Here is a 17,226-nt window from a genome sequence, read left to right as displayed (position 1 = left end):
CATTCCCGTCGTGGGGCGGCCTCGTTTGCAGGGACTGGGCGACGGGCAAGGGAAGGGCTCCGTTCCGGGCACAGCCGGGCGTCAAAACCACAGCGTCCTTTCGTCCCTGAAATGCGGCTCCGCTCCGTTCCGGTAGGGATCGTAGCGGTTTTCGTTGCAGCCGAATTCTTTCAGAAGCCGGATTTTGCCGTCCCGCCATTCGATCAGCGACATGCCGTCGAATGCCTGAATCTGTCCGTCGTTCATGGCATTTTTGAAATACCACTCGACGATGGTTTGGTCCCCTTTGTGAAAGAACTGCCGGATGTCCCACCGAAGGACGCTCCCGCGGGTGTTCCACTCCTCAAACCACTGCCGGATCCTGGCCGCGCCCCGGTATTCGGGCCCCCAGCTTTCGATGTAGACGGCGTCGTCGGCAAAGATATCGGGGATCCCCAGGTCGCTTTTTTTCAGCCACATGTCGAACCACAGCCGGACGATCTTTTCCCGGCCTTCCTTCCCGCTCATGTCGTGCCCTGCCGCGAAACGCCCGTATTTTTGGGGGAAGCGGCATTTTTATCCTGCGGGGCCGCCTTCTCCCTTCCGGGCAAAGGGCTTTCCTCGTGCGCTTCCGGCTCGGGGCAGAGGCGGACGTCCAGGTGGGGGTAGGGTATGCTGATGCCCTCGCTGCGGAACAGGGAATGGATGTGATGGCGCATGTCGCTGGCGACCTTCGGGGAGGAGGCAACGCCGAGGTCCACCCAGAAATAGAGCATGAAGTCCAGGCCGCTCTCGCCGAACTCCTTGAACAGGACGAAGGGCGCGGGGTCCTTCAGCACCTTGGAGTGGTCCTTCAGGACCTTCAGAAGCAGCTCCTCCACGCGGCGGGAGTCGGAGCCGTAGGACACGCTGACCTTCAGGGTGTCGCGCTTCTTCTTGTCCGAGCCCGTCCAGTTCATCACCCGGTTCTCCAGCAGGTAGCGGTTGGGCAGGATCACGTCGACGTTCTCCCAGGTCTTGACCCGTGTGGAGCGGGACCCGATCTCCTCGACGGTTCCCGCGATCCCGTCGACCTCGATGGTGTCCGCGATCTGGAACGGGCGGCTGAACATGATGATGAAGCCGCTGATCAGGTTGTTGAACAGGGTCTGGGCGCCGAAACCGATGGCCAGGACCAGGGCACCGCCCAGGAAGGCGAAGGCCGTCAGGGGGATGCCGACGATCTGGAGCGCGATCAGGACGAACGAGAACCACAGGATGTAGAAGATGATGCGCTGCGTGGCGTTGGCCGCCGTGACGCTCGACGAGAAGCGCCGGATCATCCGGCGCTGGATCCAGCGGCTGCCCCATGCGCTCAGGAAAAAGCTGGATATGAACACCAGAAGGGCCGTGACCAGCTTGCTGACCGTGACGGAGTAGTCCTCGCCCTTCCACAGCTCCGTGTGCCAGAAGCTCAGGAACGTCTTCTTGCTGAAGTCCCCGACCTTCTCGGCCAGGCGCAGCGTGTCGATCCGGGCGCCGGCCTCCTCGTAAAGGGTGCGCTCCAGCAGAATCTGGTTGGGCAGAAGGAAGGTGTAGCGATTGAGAACGTTCGTGATCGTGTTCTGCTGGGCCTGGAGCATCTGGTTCAGGTTCTGCTTCGTCTTCCCCGTCGCCTCGCTCGCCTGGGCACGGGTCGTCGCGATGCGCTGGTAGAAATCGTTCTGCAGGGCCCGGATGCTCTCGAGGTGGGTCTGGAGCCCCGTGATCCTGTCCTGGGCGTCGTTTCTGTATTGCCATATCTCCTCACCCGACGCCTTGTTGTTGAAGAGCTGATAGCGGGCCCTCCAGATTTTTTGTGCGTTGATGAGAAGCTCGATCTCGTCCTGGAGCAGGCTGGTGTAGAACTCCCAGTAATTCAGGTTCGCCAAGCGCTCCATATAACGGGAGCTCGAGGGGGTCAGGGTGGCGAGGTCGACGCTGTCGGAGGTGATGGCCGCCCGCGCCTGGTTGAGGGAGGCCGAGGCCTCGTCGAATTTTTCCTTGGCTGCGTTCAGCTGCTGCTTCAGCTCGTCTATCCGCTTTTGCAGGGCCTCCACGTTCTGGTTCAGGGTCTGCTCGGAGAAGGTCAGGGAGGCCTGGATCCTTTCCATCCTGGTCTGGCCCTGAAGGATCCTGTCGATGATCTCGTCGCAGCGCATTTTCGCCTCTCGGGCCTGAAGCCACGCCGAGGCGATCTTCAGCCTTGCGCTCTCGAGCTCCAGAGCCTTGATGCGCGGCTTTCGGGCGTCGTCGCCCCCGTTGGTGCCCTCGCTCTGCGGGGCCGCATCCTTTTTGAGGCGGTCCAGGTTGGCCAGCGCGATGTCCAGCTTGTTGAGGGTGGAGCGGAGGTAGAACACCTGCACGTCCAGGTCCTGCTTCAGCTTATGGACGCTTTGCTTCAGGGCGTCGTAAGCGTTGATGTCTGCGGAGGCGAGGTTCTGCGGCTCGGTGTCCCCGGAGACCGTCACGGTCGCGATCCCCGATTGCTGGCGGGCCGAAAGGGCCTTGAGGTTCGTGTTGTATGTGGTGTAGAACGCGGTCAGATCGGAGAGCAGGTAGAAATAGTGCTCCCGCTCCTCCTCCAGATAGCCCCACTGCGCCACGTCCTCCGAGGCCGAGGCCGTCAGGGCCGAGAGCTGCCCGAGACGAAGCTCCACGTCGGCGCTGCCCAGGGGAAAATCCTTCAGTGCGGCCTCGACGGCCCCTCGGGGGGCGGCGATGTCCTCGCTGATCCGCCGCTGAAGGAAGGTGATGCCGTTCGTGGAGTTTCCCGCGGCGCTCCCCTCGAGGGCAAACGCGGAGTGGGACGAGGGGACGATCGGCACGAGGCACAGAAGAAGGCATACGAACGCAAGCAGCCAACCGGCCGGGATGCGTTCCGCAAACGGCCGCGTTCGTGTCCTCGGGAAAACGGGGGCGGCTCCGCCGGGGGAACCGTGTTTCGTCTGAGAAGGGCTTTTGCCGTGGGGGGCGCTGGGAATATGCATGCTTTTCCGTCCTCGCTCTTGCTGGCGGTCTCCCGTCGGGGTTCGATGGGGCCTCTCAATTTTAGCGCTTGCTCGAGGGGAGCGCCATCCTCGGAATTCGGGAGGATGAAAAAATCCGGGTCTCTCCGTTCCTTGTGCGGAGCCCGCCGGCCTCGGGAGGACGACGGGACCGTCTCGTGATAGAATGCAACGAGCGCGCCGGCGAGAGGCGCGCTCGTTGCTGTTTTGCTTGAAAAATCGGACCGGGGTCCGTTTCATTCCTGAATTTCATGCGAGGAGATCTTTCATTGGACGATTATATCCGCATCAAAGGGGCGCGGGAGCACAACCTCAAGGACGTGAGCGTCGACATCCCGCGCGGCAAGCTGGTGGTGATCACCGGGCCGTCGGGATCCGGCAAGTCGTCGCTGGCGTTCGACACGCTCTACGCCGAGGGGCAGAGGCGCTACGTGGAGTCCCTCTCGGCCTACGCGCGGCAGTTCCTGGGGGTGCAGAAGAAGCCGGATGTGGACGACATCTCCGGCCTGTCCCCGGCCATATCCATCGAGCAGAAGGGGACGGGGCACAACCCGCGCTCCATCGTGGGGACCGTAACGGAGATCTACGACTATCTGCGCCTGCTCTACGGCCGCGTCGGGGTCCCGTACTGCCCGCAGTGCGGCAAGCCGGTCATCCGCTACTCCATCGACGAGATCCTGGCGCTGATCTTTCAGAACGACACGGACTCCCGCGTGGAGATCCTGGCGCCGCTCGTCCGCGGCAAGAAGGGCGAGTTCCGCAATCTGTTCAGCCAGACGCGCGAGAAGGGCTACACCCGCGTCCGCGTGGACGGTTCCGTCCTGTGGCTGGAGGAGGACATCGAGCTCGACAAAAAGAAGCGGCACGACATCGAGGTCGTCGTCGACCGCCTCAAGGTGACGGAGGACCGTCGTTCGCGCATCGCGGAGTCCGTCGAGGCCTCCCTGAAGCTCTCGGGAGGGTACGTCCTGATCGTCCCGGAGGGCAGGAAGGAGTACATGCTGACGGAGAACTACGCCTGTGCGGACTGCGACGTCGCCATGCCGGAGATCGAGCCGCGCCTCTTCTCCTTCAACAGTCCGTTCGGCGCCTGTCCCGACTGTGCGGGGCTGGGGAGCCACGAGCATTTTTCCGAGGAGCTGGCGGTGGACCCGGACCGTTCCTTGGCGGAGGGGGCCCTCCTGCCCTGGAAGACGAAGCCGTACTTCCTGAGCAAGATCGCGCTCTTCGCCAAGAAGTACGGCTGGGATCTGACCCCGAAGTATGGGGATCTGCCCCGTGCGGTGCGGGACTTCATCCTTCACGGCAACGACGACCGGGTGCCGATGGTCTTCGAGGAGAAGGGCGTGGAGCGCACCTACATGGGGCGGTACGAGGGGCTTCTGGACTGGCTGGAGACGCGCTGGCGGGACACGGAGTCCGAGGCGGTGCAGGAGGAGCTGGCGGTCTATCGGGTGGAGGACGTCTGCAAGAGCTGCAACGGCCTGCGGCTCAGGCCGGAGGCCCTGCACGTCAAGGTGGGCGGCTACGGGATCGGCGAACTGCTGGTCATGCCGGTCGACCGGCTGGCCGGGGTGGTCAAGTCGCTCGAGCTGGGGGGGGCGGACACCCACATCGTCGAGCAGGTGATGCTGGAGATCAACAAACGGCTGGACTTTCTGGTGGACGTGGGGGTGGGCTACCTGTCGCTCCTGAGGCGCGCGGACACGCTCTCGGGGGGCGAGAGCCAGCGCATCCGCCTGGCGACCCAGATCGGGTCGAAGCTCAGCGGGGTGCTCTACGTGTTGGACGAGCCGACGATCGGCCTGCACTCGCGGGACACGGAGCGCCTCGTCCGCACGCTCGACTCCATCCGCGGGCTCGGCAACACGGTGGTGGTGGTCGAGCACGACCGGGAGACCATGAAGGCCGCGGACGCCCTCATCGAGATGGGGCCGGCCGCGGGCGAGCTGGGGGGGGAGATCGTCCACTGCGGCAGCTATGCCGAGGTGCTGGAGAGCGGGGGGCTGACCGGCCCCTACCTCCGGGGCGAGGCGACCGGCATCGTCCGGCCCGGGGCGCGGACGCGCAGAAAGCCCTCGGGCTGGCTGACCGTCAAGGGGGCCGAGCACCACAACCTCAAGGGCATCGACGTCAAGATTCCCAAGGGGGTCTTCACCTGCCTCAGCGGCGTCTCCGGCTCCGGCAAGAGCAGTTTCCTCTACGACGTCCTTTACAAGGGAATGCGCCGGCAGTTGGACCGGGACTTCCGGGAGCGGCCCGGCAAGTTCAAGTCCATCGTGGGGGCGGACGCGTTCGACAACATCGTCCTGGTCGACCAGAGCCCCATCGGGCGCACGCCGCGCTCCAACCCCGCCACCTACACGGGCGTGTTCTCCCTCATCCGGGAGTTCTTCGCGGGGCTGCCGGAGGCGAACATCCGCGGCTACAAACCGGGGCGCTTCAGCTTCAACGTCAAGGGCGGGCGCTGCGAGGCGTGCGGCGGAGCGGGGTCCGTAAAGGTCTCCATGCTCTTTCTGCCGGACATCTACGTGGACTGCGAGGTCTGCGGCGGGTCGCGCTACAACCGCGAGACGCTGGAGGTCCGCTTCAAGGGGAAGTCCATCGCCGACGTGCTGGCCATGACGGTGAACGAGGCCGTGGCGTTCTTCGCGGACATCCCGCGGATCGCGGGCAAGTTGCGGCTGATCCAGGACGCGGGGCTGGGCTACATCCGTCTGGGGCAGTCGGCCCTGACCCTTTCGGGGGGCGAGGCCCAGAGGGTCAAGCTCTCCAAGGAGCTGGCGAAGCGCTTCGGCGGCCGCACGCTCTACCTTCTGGACGAGCCGACGACGGGGCTCTTCTACACCGACGTCCGCAAGCTGCTGGAGATCGTCCATCGCATCGTCGACCAGGGCAGCACGGTCGTGTTCATCGAGCACAACCTCGACGTCCTGCTTTCGGCAGACTACATCGTCGACCTCGGCCCGGAGGGGGGCGACGGCGGCGGGCGCGTGGTGGCCCAGGGCACGCCGGAGAAGGTGGCGGCCCAGGACGGGGGCTATACCGCCCGGTTCCTTCGGGAGTACATGGACGAGATCGAGTCCAACAAGAGCAAAGGAGAGTTGAGGCATGCCGGGTAAATTCGATGGAAAAACGGGCGGGGGCAGAAGGCGGGACTTCGGCGGCCGAGGCGGTGCCGGTGCCGGCATGCCGCGATCCGCTCGCCCTGCGGGGACGAAGCCCTGGAGGAAGGAGCCAGCGGAGCGTCCGGTGCCGCCGGACGACGTCTGCTGGGGCCGCCAGCCGGTCCTGGATCTGGTCAGGGGGAACCCCTCCCGCTGTACCCGACTGCTGATCGCGAACAACGTGCGCCCCCCGTTTCTGGACGAGCTCGTGGACGCGGCGCGGGCCGGGCGGGTGGTGTATCAGATGGTCGCTCCCGAGGCGTTGGACAAGCTCTGTCCGGACGTGCGCCATCAGGGCGTGGCCTGTCGGGTGACCGAGACGGCGCCCGTGGAGCTCGTCCCCTTTCTGAAGGGATTGCCGAAGGACAGCCCGGGCCTGATCGTCGTCCTGGACCACGTCGAGGACCCGCACAACCTGGGGGCCGTCGTGCGGTCCGCGGAGGCGGCCGGGGCGGCCGCGGTGGTCTACGCCCGGCGGCGTTCGGCCCTGCCCGGCGGGACGGTGGTGAAGACCAGTGCGGGGGCGGCGCTTCGCCTGCCGATGATTCCGGTGGTCAACATCGCCCGGACCCTGGAGCAGCTTCAGGCGTCCGATTTCTGGGTCGTCGGACTGGAGGGATCGGCACGGCAGACCCTCTGGGACGACGAGCTTCCCGCCCGCATGGCTCTGGTCGTCGGCGCGGAGGGCGAGGGGCTCTCCCGTCTCGTGGCCGAGAAGTGCGACCAGCTGCTGCGCATCCCCATCCAGGGCGGCGTGGGCTCCCTGAACGCGAGCGTGGCCGCGGCCCTGGGGATGTTCGAGTGGTGCAGAAAACGGCGTTCTCCGTCCCGATAGCGCTGCGGAGTCTCATGTCCGCTCCGCCGGAGCGGTGGGAAAAGAAGGAGGAGTTTGCGTCATGGCCTTAAAGGATTTGCGTATGGGTATCGTCGGGGCCGGGGCCCTGGGAGGGGCGGTCGCCCGCGGGCTGGCCAAGGCCGGTTGCCGCGTCATGGCCGCCGATCCCTATCCCGAGCGTCTGGCCCATGTCCGGGCGGACGGGGTCGACCTGATCTCGGACAACGTGCGGGTCGCCTCGGAGTGCGGGATGGTGATGTTCGCCCTGAAGCCCCACCTGACCCTGGGGGTGGTGCGGGAGCTGGCGTCCCTTCTGAAGGGAAAGCTCTGCGTATCGCTGGCCGCGGCCGTTCCCCTGGAGCTCCTGGCTCAAGCCGCCCCGGAGGCCCGCTGGGCCCGTGCGATGACGAGCATCTGCGCGGCGATGAACGTCGCCTTTACGGGCATCGCCCCCTCGGACTCCGCCACGGAGTCGGACAGGGCGCTGCTCCTGGAGACCTTCTCCCTCGTGGGGCCGGCCGATTTCGCCGAGGAGAGGAGTCTGGACGCGCTCACGGCCCTCACGGGGGCGGGCCCGGCGTTCTTCCTCTCGTTGCTGGAGGCGGCGGCGATGGGGGGCATTCAGGCGGGGCTTCCCAAGGACCTGGCCTACAAGGCGTCGGCCGCCGCGGTCCTGGGGGCGGCCCGCCTGGCGATGGACTCCGGGAAGGCGCCGGCGGCCCTGCGGGACGACGTCTGCACCCCGGGCGGCATGACCATCGAGGGGATCGCCGAGCTCGAGCGGTCCGGCGCGCGCGGCACGATGATGCGGGCCGTCCTTTCCACCGCCGAGAAGGGGCGGGTTCTGACCGAGAAGGTCGTGCAGAGTCTGAAGTAGGAGCGGCCTCCTTCGATGGGCGACATGGCTGGGGGCCGAACGATCGTCCTGCTGATGAGCGGCGGCGTGGACAGCACCGTCGCGGCCCTCCTGCTCCGTCGGGAGGGCTGGACGGTCTGGGGGCTGACCCTTCGCATTCCGGGGCGCGGCCAGCCGGTCGAGACGGGGGAGTCCGCGGCCCGCATTGCCGAGGCGCTGGGCATTCCGCATCGCATCGTGGAGGCCGGGGACTCCTTTCGCCGGGAGGTCGTCGATCCCTTTCTTCGCGCCTATCGGGAGGGGCGGACGCCCAATCCCTGTGCGGACTGCAACCGTTCCATCAAGTTCGGCCTGCTGATGGACGCCGCCTCCAGGTGGGCGGAGGACGACTCCGTTCCCGTCGCCACCGGGCACTACGCCCGCATCCTGGCGTCCGCGTCCGGACCGCTTCTGGCGCGGGCCGCGGACCGGGAGCGGGACCAGAGCTATTTCCTCTGCGATATCGACCGGGCGCGCCTGAAGCGCGTCCGTTTTCCTCTGGGGGAGCTGACGAAGCCCCAGGTCCGGGAGATCGCGCGCGGGGCGGGGCTGCCCGTTGCCGAGCGGCCCGACAGCATGGAAGTCTGCTTTCTTGCGGGGGCGGACTACCGGGAGTGGGTCGGGGACGCCGGGCCGGGGCCGATTCGGGACGAAGAGGGGCGGCTGCTGGGGCGCCACTCGGGGCTGTCCCGGTATACGCCGGGGCAGAGGCAGGGTTTGGGCATCGCCGCGCCGCACCCGCTTTACGTCCTGAGGCTAGACGTTCCCCATAACGCCCTCGTCGTGGGGCCGAGGGAGGCCGCGTTTCGGACGGTCGTGCATGCGGCGAGGCCCAACCTGCTGGCCCCGGAGCTTCTCGAGGAGCGGGACGGACTCGCGGGGAAGACGCGCTCCCGCTCGCCCCTTGCTCCCTGCCGGATCCTGAGCCTGGGCGGTGCGGAGCTCTCGGTCTCGTTCGAGCAGCCGCAGTTCGCCCCGGCGCCGGGGCAGCGCCTGGCGCTTTACAGGGGGGAGGTCCTGGCGGCCTCTGGCGTGATCGTCTGATCTCAATTTCTCCGTGTATTGACTTGTCTTGCGTTGTCTTGCGCGTTGTTCCGTCGCGAAGCGGTTCCTTTCGCAAATCGTACGGATGCCTGCGGCCGGCTGTCGTTGAGGACATCCGGCCGCTCCTTTGTTATACTTTTCGGGAGCTTCCAAGAATATTGGGACGGCTTGTGCAAATAATTGGAGGGGTGCCTGAAAATGGACTATCCGATGCTTCGGCGTCTGACGGAATTGGTGGAGGCGGGAGGGGAGGCGGTGCTCTGCACCGTGGTGGACGAACAGGGCTCCACGCCCCGTGGACGCGGTGCGGCGATGCTGGTGCTTCCGGACGGGAGCACGGAGGGGACGATAGGGGGCGGCGTCACCGAGCACCACGTGATCGAACGGGCCCTTGCGATGATGCGCGAGGGGCTGGCTGCGGAACTCTACCGTGAGAGCCTTTCGGTCACGGAGGCCGCGCTGGAGGGGGCTGCCTGCGGGGGGGATGTCGCGATATTTCTGGAGCGCTACGGACGGTCGCCGGAGGTGGTGATCTTCGGAGCGGGGCACGTGGGGCGGGCCTTGGCGCGCTTGGCGCACGACACGGGGATGCCGGTTCTCACCTGGGACGAGCGCGCGGATTTTGCCAACGAGGAGAGCATCCCCTGGGGCAGGACCCTGGCCTGTCCGCTGGAGGAGGTCTTCTCCCGGGGACTGGTCCTGCACTCGGCCAGCTACGTCGTGATCGTTACGCGGGGGCACACGCTGGATGCCGATGTGGTGAAGCTGCTGGAGGGGAGGCAGTGCGCCTATATCGGCATGATCGGTTCGCGGCGCAAGATCGCCTTCGTGCGCGAGCGGCTGATCCAGGATGGGGTGGCGCCCGATCAGATCGACCGCATCCACCAGCCCATCGGCCTGCCGATCCGGGCCGAGACGCCGGAGGAGATCGCGGTCTCCATCCTGGCGGAGATCATAGCGGTCCGCCGCGGCGGAGATCTGGAGACCCTGCGGTCGGTGCTCTCTAATAACTAATTACACTGAAAATTATGAATTAAAAATTTTATAAGAATATCAAAAGCATTCTAGTTTGGGAAACGAAGAAGCCCGGAAGCCCGTTGATGATTGGAGCAGCGGCTCCGCCGAGCGATGCTTCTTGAAATGTGCGGTAGTGCTTCGGGGGCATTATTGCATCCGGGCTTCGTTGGGCAGGGCAGTTTCGCCCCATAAATTTCCATATCCTAAAGGCGTATGGAGATTGTGTATGAAGCCTTTCGACGCATCGATCTGGAAAGCGAAGGTTTGGGAGTGAGAAAAACGAGAAGGGAGAGTTGAGGTGTGGAACAAAAGAGACGGGATGAAGCTCTCGCAGTTTTAAAGGAATTCTTGGCTATGCCGCTCTACTCCGCGGAGAATGTTTTTGAAAAATTTTTAGCACTCAAGGGAGCTGGGTTGTACCGAGGAAATGGTGACCAGGAGAGATTCGTCTACGTCCCTGGCGGGCGCGAGGATCGCGTCGTTCTGGTTGCCCATGCCGATACCGTTTGGTATGGGCAAGAGGGACTGTGGCAAACACCTGTTTTTGACGAGGAGGAAAGGGCCTTTTACGGAGAAAATAGGAGCGCTGGTATCGGTGCAGATGATCGTGCGGGTTGTGCGCTGCTCTGGCTGCTTCGCGACAGTGGGCACAGCCTCCTGATCTGCGATGGGGAGGAGGACGACTCAGTAGGGGCCCACTATTTGATGAGGGAATATCCCGATATTGCTGCGGAGCTCAATGCATCCCGCTTTATGATCCAGTTGGATCGGCACGGAAATTCGGACTGCAAGTACTACGACCTGCCTGTTGGCGATGATTTTCGGGATTACGTCAAACGCAAAACGGGCTTCGATGAGCCGGATCGGTCTTACAGTACCGACATCCGTTGCCTCTGTACCGAAGCTTGCGGGGTGAACCTGAGCGTTGGGTACTATAACGAGCATTGTTCCTCGGAGGTGCTGGCTTTGGAGGACTGGCTCAAGATTCTGGGCATACTGGATGGTTGGCTTGCAGAGGAGATGCCTCCTTTTCGGCTTACTGAAAAGTCGATATGCCGAAGTTAGGAGGAGTACAAGTTTGCGGAGCTTGCCTGTTCCGTGTCTAAGTATTGAGGATGTCAATAGCTTTTTGCCGCACCCGACGGGTGCAAAACTAAAGTTCGCTTAAACTATGCAATAACATACTCCGTTCTCGATAAGCGCACCACAACCTGTGGTTTTGGGTTCAGGGAAAATGTCACCTTCGGTTCCCTATAAGGTGAGCGTTTTTCCTGAAGGAGCGCTTCCAGGGGTGGCGGGGACGCGCCTCCGGGGTCAGGGCAAAGATCTGGCCTGTGCAAAGGTCCTTCAATCCCTGTCCGAAGTTGCTCAAGGAGCGTTCTTCGCCCTCCTTTCTCTCCTCCTCGGATGTGGGAAAGATCGTGTGTCCAAGAAGCGGGGCATGCTATGTCTGCCACTATAAATCTCCATGGGCGGGCCATACCGGTTCAGCCCCATATCCAGAGCGGAGACGTAGCCTGCGGTGCTCTCGTTCTTCGTGAACCCGGCGTCGACGGCGAGGCCTGTTGTGTCATTTTTTCCATTGACCAACAGCTCCATAACCTTTATGCGTTTGCTTTCTTTTTGTGACAATGTCACTCGCTCCTGCTCCATACCGATATTATCCAAAAAGACCTATCATGCGGGGGGGGGAGGAGCTTTTCACTGACTCTTATAGGGGTGGACCGAAGGTTTGATGAAGCCCCTGAGCTCGAAGACGCAAATCGAAAATTCGCTTTCTCGCTTATATCTTAGCCACAACTATCACTGAACAACGACAAATTAGACGATCAGCCTTGACATAAGTAATATCGCTGATTATATTGTATGCAATATAATCCTACAAAAATTCCTGCCGTGTTTTTGCTGAATGCCCGGTCGTTTCGTGCTTTTGCGCTCTCTTGAGTTTCAACCCCCGTGAGGGGCTATTCCAAACGAATTGAAAGGAAGGGAATGCCATGCTGTTGCCGTTGGTGGGTTATCTCATGATCTTCGTCATCGTCGCCTTGCTGCTGAAGGGAAAGATGACGCCCATTGTCGTACTCGTCGTCGTCCCGTTCCTGGCGGCCCTGCTCCTGGGATACAACCCCGTGGAGATTGCCGGCTTCATCAAAAAGGGTGTCTCGACAACGATGAATACGGCAATTCTGCTCTTCTTCTCCGTCATCTTCTTCGGGGTCATGTCGGATGTCGGGGTCTTCGACATCGTCGTGGACTTTCTGGTCAAAAAGGCCGGGATGAACGTCGTTGCCATTACGACCGTGACGGCCATCGTGGCCATCATCGCCCATCTGGACGGAGCCACGGCAACCACGGTGTTGATCACCATTCCTGCGATGTATCCGATATTCAGGCGGCTTGGGATCCGTCCGGTCGTTCTGCTCTGCATCACCGCGGCGGGCATGGGGGTCATGAACCTCGTCCCGTGGGGCGGACCGACGGCCAGGGTGGCTACGGTCCTCAAAATGGATGCGACCGCGATCTGGCATATGCTGATCCCGATTCAGATCGTGGGGGCGGTCCTGACCGTCACCCTCGGGGCCGTGCTGGGAGTGATCGAGAAAAGGCGGCTGGCGGCCGTCGGTGCGCCGTCGCTGCTCGAGGCGCGGGAGCCCGGCGAGGACCCGTTGGAGAAAAAAGAGGGGCTCGAGCTGCGAAGGCCCGGGCTGCTTCTCTGGAATGTGGGGCTTACGCTTCTGGTGATCGGAGTGCTCGTCGCCAATCTGATGACGGCCTACGTGGTCTTCCTTCTGGGGCTCTGCGTGGCTCTGATGCTCAATTACCGGACCCTCAAGGAGCAGGACGGGCGCATCAAGGCGCATGCCCCCTCGGCCTTTGTGATAGGTGCGACGATGATCTCCGCCGGGGCCATGGTCGGCATACTCAACGAGACCGGCATGATGGAGGCCATGGCTCGGACCCTTTTGGGAATCATTCCTCCCGCTCTCGGCGGATACATCCACATGATCTTCGGGGTGTTTGCGCTTCCCCTCGGGATGATGATCGGCACCGACGCCTATTTTTACGGCATTTTTCCGCTGGTCGCGGAGGTTGCCGCCCAGTACGGCGTGACGCCCCTCAACACCGGGTTGACGATGATCATCGGAAAGAACGTCGGCCTGATGATCAGCCCCCTGGTCCCGGCGACGTATCTTGCCATCGGGCTTGTGGATGTGGAGCTGAAGGAGCACATTCGATTCAGCTTCAAGTGGCTCATCTCCATCTCCCTCCTGATGCTGTGTGCCGGGGTGCTTTTGGGGATCATTCGGCTCTGATGCCGTTTGCAGGACAGGGGGGCTCCTATGATCGGATTGCATAAGGACGGCGGCTTTTTGGTTCGGGGGGAGCTATTGCTCGATGCGGCGGAGGCCTGCAACGCGAAATCGGTCGACGGGCGGCTGGCTTCGCTGGGGTTGCCCGCCCTGGGCAGGGATTCCACGAACCTCGGGGATAAAGCGAAGGCCCGGAACGGAGGGATTGCGAGGCGGATCATCGCCGACCACAACAAGGACGGGGATGCGCGCAATCTGCGCCTGAGGTTCGATGCGCTGACCTCCCACGACATCACCTACGTCGGCATCATCCAGACGGCATTGGCGAGCGGTCTCGGGGAGTTTCCGGTTCCCTACGTGCTCACCAATTGCCACAACAGTCTTTGTGCGGTTGGCGGGACGATCAACGAGGACGATCATGCCTTTGGGCTCTCGGCGGCGCGGAGGTTCGGCGGGGAGTTCGTGCCCGCCCACATGGCCGTGATCCATCAGTACATGCGCGAGATGTACGCCGGGTGCGGGCGGATGATCCTGGGATCGGACAGCCACACCCGCTACGGGGCGCTCGGGACCCTGGCGGTGGGGGAGGGCGGTCCGGAGCTGGTGAAGCAGATTCTGGGAAGGACCTACGACATGCCCGCCCCGGATGTGGTGGGCATCTTCCTGACCGGGAGGCCGAGGCCCGGAGTCGGGCCTCAGGATGTTGCCTTGGCGATCATCGGCGCGGTCTTCTCCGAGGGGTTCGTCAAGAATGCCGTCATGGAGTTCGTGGGGCCCGGCGTGGCGGAGCTCTCCGTGGATTTTCGCATGGGAATCGATGTCATGACTACGGAGACCGCATGCTGGAGTTCGGTATGGCGCACGGACGACAGGGTTCGGAGCTACCTGGAGCGGCATGGAAGGGGCGAGGCGTACCGGCAGTTGGACCCCGAGCCGGTGACCTGGTACGACAGGATCGTAACGGTGGCGCTGGACAAGGTGGAGCCCATGATCGCGATGCCGTTCCACCCCAGCAACGTTTACACCGTGGCGGAGCTGAACGCCAATGCGGAGGAGATCCTGCACAGGGTGGAGCGGGACGCCGTGCAACTGCTCGGCTTTCCCGTTTCGAGCCCGCTCGGAAAAAAGGCCGAGGGCGGACGCCTTCGGGTGGATCAGGGGGTCATCGCCGGCTGCTCGGGGGGGACGTTCGAAAACGTCGTCGCCGCAGCACAGATTCTGGAGGGGAAAAACGTCGGGAATGGAGAGTTCGCGCTCTCCGTCTACCCGGCGAGCCAGCCGGTGGGGCTGGAGCTGGTGCGGAACGGGAGTATTGAAAAGCTGATGCTCGCGGGAGCGACGGTACGGACCGCCTTCTGCGGCCCCTGTTTCGGAGCGGGAGACACCCCCGCCAATGACGGGCTCAGCATCCGGCATACGACCCGCAACTTTCCGAACCGGGAGGGATCCAAGCCGGGCGAGGGGCAGATCTCCTTCGTCGCCCTGATGGACGCGCGCTCGATCGCCGCGACAGCGGCGAACGGAGGGGTGCTCACCCCGGCAACGGAGATGGCGGACCGGCTGTGCGAGGTGCCCTATCGCTTCGACGGATCGCCTTACGACGCACGTGTCTATCGCGGCTTCGGTCGTCCTCTGCCCGAGGAGCCGTTGGTTTATGGCCCCAACATCAAGCCCTGGCCGGCAATTCCGCCGATGCCGGAGAATCGTCTGCTGCTCGTGGCCTCGGTCATCACGGATCCGGTCACGACGACGGACGAACTCATTCCCTCGGGAGAGACGTCCTCCCTGCGCTCGAATCCCTTGAGGCTGGCGGAGTACGCGCTCTCCCGTAAGGATCCGCGCTACGTGGGGCGCGCCAAGGAGGCTCAGGCCCTCGAGCATGGGCGCCGAAGCGGTATGCCTTCTCCCGTACTCTCCGATCTTTTGGGGGCCTCCGGATGCGACGCGGACGCAACGGGGGTGGGGAGCGTGATTTTTGCCGTCAAGCCGGGAGACGGTTCGGCCCGAGAACAGGCCGCCTCCTCGCAGAAGATGCTGGGCGGCGAGGCCAACGTCGCGCTGGATTACGCGACCAAGAGGTACCGGAGCAATCTCGTCAATTGGGGAATGCTCCCCCTTATCGCGGGGGCCGGAACGGAAGATGTGTTTCGGGTGGGGGACTGGCTTTGCCTCCACGGGATACGAACGGCGGTCCGCGAGGGCAGGGAGGATATCGCCGCGTTTCTCCTGCGTCCGGATGAGACGGGGAAGCTGAACAGGATCGACGTCAAATTGAAGCTGCCCGGCCTGGACGCGGAGGAGCGCGAAATACTGCTGGCGGGATGCCTTATGAACCGCTATGCTGCGGTGTGATCCGGCGGGAGTTTGAAGCCGTGCGGTACGCTGGTCGCCGCGCCCGACGTATTGATCCGGAGGAGTTTATGATTTGAGCGATTTGCCCGAGAACCTGTTGCATTTGATCAAAAGCGACCTTCCCCCGACAAAAAAATGCTTTTCGTTTCTGAGAAAGGCAATCATGGCGGGGTACCTCAAAAAGGGCCAGCATATCGTCGAACGGGAGCTGGTGGAGCTGTTGGGGATCAGCCGCTCTCCCATACGCGAGGCCATACGGCAGCTGGAGAGCGAGAGGCTGCTCGCTCATTACCCCAACAAGGGATGCGTCGTTGTGGGGCTGAGTGTCCGGGATATCCGGGAGATGTACGAGCTGCGGGAAGTGCTGGAATGCTTCCTGGTCCGCAGAATCGTTGCGGAGGGGGACCGCGTCGGTCTCGAGGCGCTTCGTCGAAGGACGATCTCGGAGTACGAGGTTCGGAACAAACGGTGCTCGGGTGACGATGTGTCGTTCAATTTTCATCTGAGCCTGCTGGGCTTGGTGGAGCACCGTTGGCTCAAGCGATTCCTGGGGCAGCTGGAGGACTATATCGATCAATTTCACGTCCTGTCCTACCTGCGCAAGGGGCGGGAGGAAAGGGCCTTCGAAGAGCATATCGCTCTGCTGGATGCGATGATCGGCGGCGATCCCGATGGGGCCGAGCGGCTGGTCCGCGAGCACATCGAAGCATCCCTGAAAGCGCTCATGGCGGCGTCCTCCCTTTTCTGAAGCCGTTCCATCTCTATATGAGTCTATACGAGGCAGAGCGGGAACGTATCTTTTCAGGGCTGCTCTTCGTAACGGTGCCCGTCAGCGTTTTGTCCGCCGCATTTTTCTGCCTGGCGATGACCCAGGTTTTGTGAGAAAGGCCTTGATGCCTCTTGACAGAATACACGAGTCTCTGTAGAATGCCTGACTGTACTGTGGTGGGGCTGAGGCTCGGTTTGCCGGTGTAGCTCAGTTGGTAGAGCAGCTGACTTGTAATCAGCAGGTCGTCCGTTCAAGTCGGATCGCCGGCTCCAGTCGCAACACAGCGTAAAGTGGTGGAATGGCCGAGTGGTCAATGGCAACAGACTGTAAATCTGTCGGCGAGAGCCTACGTTGGTTCAAATCCAACTTCCACCACCATTTTTGTGCCGACTTAGCTCAGTAGGTAGAGCACATCCATGGTAAGGATGGGGTCTCCGGTTCGAGTCCGGAAGTCGGCTCCACCGAGATATCGGGTCCGGAAGCGCTCTGTCTTTCCGGACTTTTTTGTGTTCTCGATAGTTTTTTGTCCGGAATGCGCAAAGAGCCTTTTTTTGTTAAAATAGGCAATCAGTTGGGGGCATCGCTGTCATCGAAGCGCAGCTTCTGAAACCGAACCCCCTGAACGAAACATCTTTCAATTTGGGAGGAATCGGAGATGGCGAAGGAGAAGTTCGAGCGGAGCAAGACGCACCTGAACATCGGAACGATCGGTCACATCGACCACGGCAAGACATCGCTGACGGCGGCGATCACGAAGTGTCTTTCGACTCAGAAGTGGGCGGATTTCACGGCGTACGACATGATCGACAAGGCCCCGGAGGAGCGTGAGCG

The 17,226-nt window shown here is 62.9% G+C and carries 13 protein-coding genes and 3 tRNA genes; 13 read left to right on the top strand and 3 right to left on the bottom strand.

The features are described from left to right. Positions 1-81: 81 nt before the first annotated feature. A complete protein-coding gene (locus EII26_RS08840; RefSeq protein WP_124888795.1) occupies positions 82-507 on the bottom strand; it encodes a nuclear transport factor 2 family protein in 426 nt (141 codons plus the stop codon). Further along, complete coding sequence (locus EII26_RS08835; protein ID WP_158612227.1) at positions 504-2,987, bottom strand: mechanosensitive ion channel domain-containing protein; 2,484 nt, start codon at positions 2,985-2,987, stop codon at positions 504-506. Before EII26_RS08835 ends, EII26_RS08840 begins: the two co-directional genes overlap by 4 nt. Before the next feature lie 287 nt (positions 2,988-3,274). On the opposite strand from EII26_RS08835, the gene uvrA reads away from it, so the two are divergent. The 6 genes from uvrA to EII26_RS08805 all read left to right on the top strand — a co-directional run bounded on the left by uvrA (position 3,275) and on the right by EII26_RS08805 (position 11,028). Then, positions 3,275-6,127 (top strand): excinuclease ABC subunit UvrA, encoded by a 2,853-nt coding sequence (gene uvrA / locus EII26_RS08830; protein WP_124888793.1) that lies wholly within the window; start codon positions 3,275-3,277, stop codon positions 6,125-6,127. After that, positions 6,117-7,007: a 23S rRNA (guanosine(2251)-2'-O)-methyltransferase RlmB gene (rlmB, locus tag EII26_RS08825; protein WP_124888792.1), complete on the top strand. Its 891-nt coding sequence runs from the start codon at positions 6,117-6,119 to the stop codon at positions 7,005-7,007. Before uvrA ends, rlmB begins: the two co-directional genes overlap by 11 nt. A gap of 34 nt (positions 7,008-7,041) precedes the next feature. Then, a complete protein-coding gene (locus EII26_RS08820; RefSeq protein ID WP_255415954.1) occupies positions 7,042-7,884 on the top strand; it encodes a pyrroline-5-carboxylate reductase family protein in 843 nt (280 codons plus the stop codon). Positions 7,885-7,899: 15 nt separating this feature from the next. Further along, positions 7,900-8,946, top strand: a complete 1,047-nt coding sequence (gene mnmA, locus EII26_RS08815; RefSeq protein WP_124888790.1) for a tRNA 2-thiouridine(34) synthase MnmA — start codon at positions 7,900-7,902, stop codon at positions 8,944-8,946. Positions 8,947-9,144: 198 nt separating this feature from the next. Further along, positions 9,145-9,960, top strand: a complete 816-nt coding sequence (locus EII26_RS08810; protein WP_124888789.1) for an XdhC family protein — start codon at positions 9,145-9,147, stop codon at positions 9,958-9,960. Positions 9,961-10,263: 303 nt separating this feature from the next. After that, positions 10,264-11,028 carry a hypothetical protein gene (locus EII26_RS08805; protein WP_124888788.1) on the top strand — a complete coding sequence of 255 codons (765 nt, stop codon included), beginning with the start codon at positions 10,264-10,266 and terminating at the stop codon, positions 11,026-11,028. Positions 11,029-11,331: 303 nt separating this feature from the next. Here the strand turns inward: EII26_RS08805 and EII26_RS08800 are convergent, their stop codons facing one another. Further along, positions 11,332-11,562, bottom strand: a complete 231-nt coding sequence (locus EII26_RS08800) for a hypothetical protein (RefSeq protein WP_124888787.1) — start codon at positions 11,560-11,562, stop codon at positions 11,332-11,334. A gap of 398 nt (positions 11,563-11,960) precedes the next feature. Between EII26_RS08800 and EII26_RS08795 the strand changes: the two genes are divergently transcribed. The 7 genes from EII26_RS08795 to EII26_RS08765 form a co-directional block, all read left to right on the top strand. Continuing rightward, positions 11,961-13,277, top strand: coding sequence for a CitMHS family transporter (locus EII26_RS08795; protein WP_199735155.1), 1,317 nt, complete (start codon positions 11,961-11,963; stop codon positions 13,275-13,277). A gap of 27 nt (positions 13,278-13,304) precedes the next feature. Next, on the top strand, positions 13,305-15,626 hold the full coding sequence (locus EII26_RS08790) for a hydratase (RefSeq protein WP_124888786.1): 2,322 nt from the start codon (positions 13,305-13,307) through the stop codon (positions 15,624-15,626). 73 nt (positions 15,627-15,699) lie between these two features. After that, positions 15,700-16,374 carry a GntR family transcriptional regulator gene (locus EII26_RS08785; RefSeq protein ID WP_124888785.1) on the top strand — a complete coding sequence of 225 codons (675 nt, stop codon included), beginning with the start codon at positions 15,700-15,702 and terminating at the stop codon, positions 16,372-16,374. A gap of 217 nt (positions 16,375-16,591) precedes the next feature. Next, positions 16,592-16,667: transfer RNA gene (locus EII26_RS08780), tRNA-Thr, on the top strand. Between the two features lie 20 nt (positions 16,668-16,687). Further along, positions 16,688-16,773, top strand: a tRNA-Tyr gene (locus EII26_RS08775). Between the two features lie 7 nt (positions 16,774-16,780). Continuing rightward, positions 16,781-16,856, top strand: a tRNA-Thr gene (locus tag EII26_RS08770). Between the two features lie 194 nt (positions 16,857-17,050). Further along, positions 17,051-17,226 (top strand): GTP-binding protein (locus EII26_RS08765; protein WP_233572688.1); only part of this gene is annotated, 176 nt, incomplete at its 3' end.

Origin of the sequence: Fretibacterium sp. OH1220_COT-178 (genome assembly GCF_003860125.1) — a bacterium.
Lineage (GTDB): Bacteria > Synergistota > Synergistia > Synergistales > Aminobacteriaceae > CAJPSE01.
The sequence above is the reverse complement of the archived record's forward strand: the minus strand, read 5'-3'. Positions and strand labels throughout refer to the sequence as shown.